The sequence below is a fragment of the Candidatus Methylomirabilota bacterium genome, assembly GCA_036002485.1.
Lineage (GTDB): Bacteria > Methylomirabilota > Methylomirabilia > Rokubacteriales > CSP1-6 > AR37.
The window spans coordinates 1-5372 of the sequence record DASYTI010000183.1 but is presented as its reverse complement, the minus strand read 5'-3'; the positions used below and the strand labels follow the sequence as shown (position 1 = coordinate 5372).

At 66.7% G+C, this 5372-nt stretch carries 7 protein-coding genes; 5 read left to right on the top strand and 2 right to left on the bottom strand.

What is annotated here, in order from left to right; all coding sequences use genetic code 11:
* Together VGT00_16975 and leuD are read left to right on the top strand one after the other, a co-directional pair.
* A partial coding sequence (locus VGT00_16975; protein ID HEV8533119.1) for an aconitase family protein occupies window positions 1-709 on the top strand: 709 nt, incomplete at its 5' end.
* Window positions 706-1305 carry a 3-isopropylmalate dehydratase small subunit gene (gene leuD, locus VGT00_16970; protein HEV8533118.1) on the top strand — a complete coding sequence of 200 codons (600 nt, stop codon included), beginning with the start codon at window positions 706-708 and terminating at the stop codon, window positions 1303-1305. The genes VGT00_16975 and leuD, both read left to right, overlap by 4 nt.
* A 10-nt stretch (window positions 1306-1315) precedes the next feature.
* Here the strand turns inward: leuD and VGT00_16965 are convergent, their stop codons facing one another.
* Complete coding sequence (locus tag VGT00_16965) at window positions 1316-2197, bottom strand: 5'-3' exonuclease H3TH domain-containing protein (GenBank protein ID HEV8533117.1); 882 nt, start codon at window positions 2195-2197, stop codon at window positions 1316-1318.
* A gap of 15 nt (window positions 2198-2212) precedes the next feature.
* Window positions 2213-2794: a TetR family transcriptional regulator C-terminal domain-containing protein gene (locus VGT00_16960; protein ID HEV8533116.1), complete on the bottom strand. Its 582-nt coding sequence runs from the start codon at window positions 2792-2794 to the stop codon at window positions 2213-2215.
* Between the two features lie 154 nt (window positions 2795-2948).
* Here VGT00_16960 and VGT00_16955 point away from each other — a divergent pair, with 154 nt between their 5' ends.
* From VGT00_16955 to VGT00_16945, 3 genes are all read left to right on the top strand, one after another.
* Complete coding sequence (locus tag VGT00_16955) at window positions 2949-3770, top strand: alpha/beta fold hydrolase (GenBank protein ID HEV8533115.1); 822 nt, start codon at window positions 2949-2951, stop codon at window positions 3768-3770.
* Window positions 3771-3826: 56 nt separating this feature from the next.
* Window positions 3827-4306 carry an L-2-amino-thiazoline-4-carboxylic acid hydrolase gene (locus tag VGT00_16950; GenBank protein HEV8533114.1) on the top strand — a complete coding sequence of 160 codons (480 nt, stop codon included), beginning with the start codon at window positions 3827-3829 and terminating at the stop codon, window positions 4304-4306.
* 409 nt (window positions 4307-4715) lie between these two features.
* On the top strand, window positions 4716-5372 hold a 657-nt coding region (locus VGT00_16945; GenBank protein HEV8533113.1), incomplete at its 3' end, for a DUF222 domain-containing protein.

Below are 5372 nucleotides of genomic sequence, written 5' to 3'. Positions count from 1 at the left end.
CGTGAATCCCGACGCGACCACGATCGACCATCTCCGCGGCCGGCCTTACGCGCCCCAGGGCGCGGCTTTCGACAGGGCGGCCGCCTGGTGGAAGACCATGGCCACCGAGGCGGGCGCCGCGTTCGACGACGTGGCGCGCCTCGACGCCCCGGCCATCGAGCCGGTGGTGACATGGGGCATCAACCCGGGCATGTCGGTGGGCGTGAGCCAGAAGATCCCGGCGCCCGAGGCACAGCCCGAAGCCGAGCGCTCCACCTTCCGCGAGGCGCTCGCCCACATGGGCTTCGCGGCGGGCCAGCCGATCAAGGGTGCAAAGATCGACGTGGCCTTCGTGGGCTCGTGCACCAACGGGCGCCTGTCCGATCTGCGCATCGCGGCCGAGGTGGCCAAGAAGGGCAAGGTGGCCAAGGGCGTGCGCGCGCTCATCGTCCCCGGCTCGCAGCAGGTGGCCAAGGCCGCGGAGGCCGAAGGCCTGCACGAGATCTTCCAGGCCGCGGGCTTCGAGTGGCGCAAGGCCGGCTGCTCGATGTGCCTGGGCATGAACGACGACAAGCTCCAGGGCCGCGAGATGAGCGCTTCGTCGAGCAATCGCAACTTCATCGGGCGCCAGGGCAGCCCCACCGGGCGCACGCTGCTCATGAGCCCGGCCATGGTGGCGGCCGCCGCCATCACCGGTGCCGTCACCGACGTGAGGGAGATCCTGAAATGAGCGTCACCGACTTCAAGCGCCGCCAGATCTCGGGCCGCGGCATCCCCGTCACCGGCAACGACATCGACACCGACCGCATCATCCCCGCGCGCTTCCTCAAGGCCGTCACCTTCGAAGGCATGGGCGAGCACGCCTTCGAGGACGCGCGGAAGCAGAACCCCGAGCACCCCTTCAACCAGAAGGTCTACCAGGGCGCGTCCGTGCTGGTGGTCGGCCAGAATTTCGGCTGCGGGTCCTCCCGGGAGCACGCCCCTCAGGCCCTCATGCGCTGGGGCATCCGCGCCATCGTGGGCGGCTCCTTCGGCGAGATCTTCTTCGGCAACTGCGTCATGCTCGGCATTCCCTGCCTGGTTGCCTCGCAGGCCGACCTCGAGTGGCTCCAGAAGGCCATCGGCCGCGAGCCTCAGACCCCGGTGGCGGTGGACGTGGAGAAGCAAGAGGTGCGCTTCGGCGAGCGCGTGATCAAGGCCACCGTGCCCGACGGCCCGCGCAACCAGCTCGTGGCAGGGACGTGGGACTCGACGGCGGTGCTCCTCGAAGCGGGCGCGGCCATCGAGGCGACGGCGGGAAAGCTACCGTACGTTAAGGGGTATTGAGCCGACGACACTAACCCCGCGCTGCCGCCAGCATCGACGCGCGCTGGTGTAGCGCCGGCGTGCCGAGTCGCTCCGCCCACGCCGCGAACTCGGCGCGCGGTCCCAGCCAGCGCAGCGCGTCCACGTCGGCGCCGATGGGCGCGTCCGTGCGCAGCGTGGCAAGCTCCCGGAAGAGCAGGACGCGCTCGCGTTGTTCCACGAGCGTCGCGGCCAGCCGCATCGCTCCGCGCACGGACACGTCCCACTCCGTGGCCAGCTTCGGAATGTGCTCGAGGTGCTGATAACGGGCGAGCACGATCGCGGCAGATCTGGCGCCCCAGCCGGGCAGACCAGGGTAGCCATCCGCGCTGTCGCCCACGAGGGCTAGCCAGTCGGGAATCGACGAGGGCGGGACACCGAATTTTTGCCGCACCATCGATTCGTTGCGCAGCTCGCGCGTGCGCCGGTCGAGCTGAACGATGCGGTCGCCGCGCACGCACTGCGCCAGATCCTTGTCCGGTGTGCACACGATGGCCCGATCGACGCGGTCATCGGAAGCGGCCATGACCGCAGCCGCGGCCAGCGCATCGTCCGCCTCGAACTCGACCATGGGCCAGACGACGACGCCGAGCGCGCCAAGCGCAGCTTCCAGCGGCTGGAATTGAGCGTAGAGCAGGGGGTCCATGCCTTCACCCGTCTTGTAGCCGGACCAGAGCAGGTTACGGAAGGACTCGATGACGTGATCGGTGGCCACGCCCAGATGCGTCGCGCCGCCTTCGAGCATGCCCAGGATCGACCCGAGGACGCCGCGCACCGCCCTCAGTTCCTCGGGAGCGGTCCGGTCGAAGGACGCGGCCGGCGAGAGGAAGTAGCGGAACAGCTCGTACGTCCCGTCGACCAGATGGACGACCACGTCGGGAACACCCCCTCAGCGCTTCTCGAGATAGCGTCTGATGGCCTCCTCGCAAAACCGCGTGGCCTGCTCCCGCGTGAAAGCCTTCGGATCGAACGTCCGCTGGAGCGACACCCCGTCGACGAGAGCCAGGATGACCGCTCCTGCCTCCTCGGGATCGATCCGCCGAAAGAGCCCGCTCCGCGCACCCTCCAGCACGAGGGCGCTGAGCATCCTCCGGATCTGCCGATAGAGGGCGGCGTTGAACCGCAACAGCTCCTGATCGTGCATCATCTCACCCCAGAACTCCACGAAGACGATCCAGAACTGGCTGTTCTCGTCCGCCAGGTCCAGACAGCCCTTGATCACCGCCCGCAGTCGAGCCCGAGGGTCGTGGGCGCTTCCCAGGAGCTTGGCCAGCCGGCGATTCAGATCGGCCATCACCGTCTCGAGAACGGCGATGAGCATGGCCCGCTTGTTCGTGAAGTAGTAGTGGAGGATTCCCTGGCTGACCTTCGCCTCGCGCGCGACGGCCTTCATTCTCAATCCGGAGGCTCCGTCGCGCACCAGGCACCGGATGGTCGCCTGGATGATCTGCTCGCGCCGGACAGGGGCCACACCAAGCTTCGGAGCCACGCCCGGAGTTTGGTCGAATCCGGTTGACTAGTCAATTCGGCTCCCATATGCGTCCCAAAAATCGGAGTTGACTTGAGCGCGCCCAGGAAGATAATTGGTCAGTCAGTCAATAAACCAAACTCGTGAAGGGACCTCAATGGCAGCGACGAAGACAGTGCAGGTAGATGGATTGCGGCTCGCCTACCGCGAGCTCGGGGACGGACCGCCGGTGCTCTTGCTCCACGGCTGGCCGACCTCCTCGTTCCTCTGGCGCGAAGTCATGCGGCCGATCGCTCGCGCCAATCGTGTCGTCGCCCTTGACCTGCCCGGCTTCGGCGCTTCGGACAAGCCGAACGACATTCGCTACAACTTCGGCTTCTTCGGCCGCGCCCTCGACGGTTTCCTCGCAAAGCTCGGCATCGAGACGCTGGGGCTCGCGGTCCACGACCTCGGCGGGCCGATCGGAGTGCACTGGGCCCTCGATAGACCGGGCCGCGTGACCAAGCTCGCGCTTCTCAACACCTTGGTCTATCCGGAGTTCTCACAGGCTGTGAAAGAGTTCGTGCACGCCTGTGCCACCCCGGATCTGAGGGAGCAGCTCACGAGCCCCTCTGGCCTGGAGTCCATAATGCGAGACGGCTTCGCCGATCCCGCCAAGCTTAGCCCGGAGGTACTCGCGGCCGTACAAGAGCCCTTCCACACCGCGGAGGCCTGCCGCGCGCTGGCCGACGCGGGCATCGGTCTGGAGCGCAAGGGGTTCGCACAGATCGCGCGCCAGCTCCCGACTCTGCGCGTTCCCGTGCGTATCGTGTACGGCGCACGCGATCGGCTGCTTCCAGACGTTGCCGAGACGATGGCCCGGGTGAAGGCAGATCTGCCCCAGTCCGAGCTGACCGAGCTGCCCGACCGCGGCCACTTCCTGCAGGAAGAGGCGCCAGGGGAAGTCGGTGAGCTGCTCGCGCGTTTCTTCGCCGCCTAAGCGTTTATTCGCTTTTTATTCCGAACAGGTCACTGGAGAACCAAGGGAGGCGAGCGATGGACATTCCGTTGATTGCGCAGGTCAAGATACAAGCCCAGGTCCTGGTTCCGCTCGTCAGAGTCCTCCAGGTAGAACTGGGCGAGGAGCGAGCCAACGCCATTGTCCGAAAGGCGCTCGGAGACCTGTATCGCAAGTATGGCGAGAAGTGGTGGCAGAAGCAGGGAGCCCGTGACCTCGGGGAGAAGATGGCTTCAGCCTTCGACGGGTTCGCGGCCGGGGACGCCCTGGATTACGAGGTGATCAAACAAACTCCGGATGCGTTCGAAATAAACGTCACCGAATGTCGCTACGCCAAGTTTTATAAAGAGATCGGTGCACCGGAACTAGGATTCCTGCTGACATGCAGCGCGGATTTTCGCATGGCAGAAGGCTTTGGTGCCGACGTGCAGGTGACCCGTACGCAAACGATCATGCAAGGCGCCAGTCACTGTGATTTTCGATATACGCTGAAGAAGAGCAAACAGGACACCCAATGATGGTCGACAGGCGTCGCGCGACGTCAAGATCCGGTTGGCAGCAACGACGCGATCGCGCTGATGCGGGAGGCCCTCGCCGAATTCCCCCGCGACGTCCTGCTTATGCAGCGCCTCCACTACATCTACTTCTGGCAAGGGCGCTCCGCTAAGGTGTCAGTGTATGCGGGTTGATACACCAAGAGTCGGCATCCCCACGATTTTCCGCTTGACAGCGTCTGCCAGGTAAGTCGGTCACTCGGCGGCAGCCCTCGGCAAGTGCCAGCCCAACGGTACGCACGGGTCCACCCGCACGCGATCGTGCGCGACCCGATCGAAAATCCTTTCGCGTACCGAGATTGCCTGGCACAGACGCTCTCCGAGCGCTCAAAAACCAAGGTGTAGAGTCGCCTCAGGAGAAGGAGGGCTCGCCATGCAGATCCATTCGCCAACTGTGTTTCCCACTCAGCATCCCGCGGCTGAGCTGGACCGGCTCGGCGACGAGATCGCCGAGCTGTCCGCGCACCTTGACGCGGCCACCGCGCGCCTGCTCGACCTGATCCGAGGGTTCGACGCGCGGGGAGGATGGAACACGGGCTTCCGCTCCTGCGCGGCCTGGCTCTCCTGGCGAGTGGGACTTGATCTGGGCGCGGCCCGGGAGCGGGTCCGGGTCGCGCGCGCCCTCGGGAGGCTGCCACTCTTGGCCCAGGCCCTGGCCCGCGGCGAGCTGTCCTACGCCAAGGTCCGCGCCCTGACCCGCGTGGCCAGCCCGGAGACCGAAGCGCGGCTGCTGGGGGTGGGGCGCGCGGGGACGGCGGCCCACGTCGAGCGAATCGTGCGCGGCTGGCGCTGCGTGGATCGGCAGGCCGAGGCTCGGGAGGCGAAGCGCCGGCATGCGAGCCGAGCCCTGCACGTGTATCAGGACGAGGACGGCATGGTGATCCTGAGAGGGCGGCTCGAGCCGGAGGTGGGGGCGCTGGTCATGCAGGCGCTGGCCTTGGCCCGCGAGAGCCTGTATCAGCGGGCCCGGGGGCGGGACCGGGCCGCCGCAGGCTCCGGGGACGTTTCCGCGGAAACGCCCCCGGTGGCC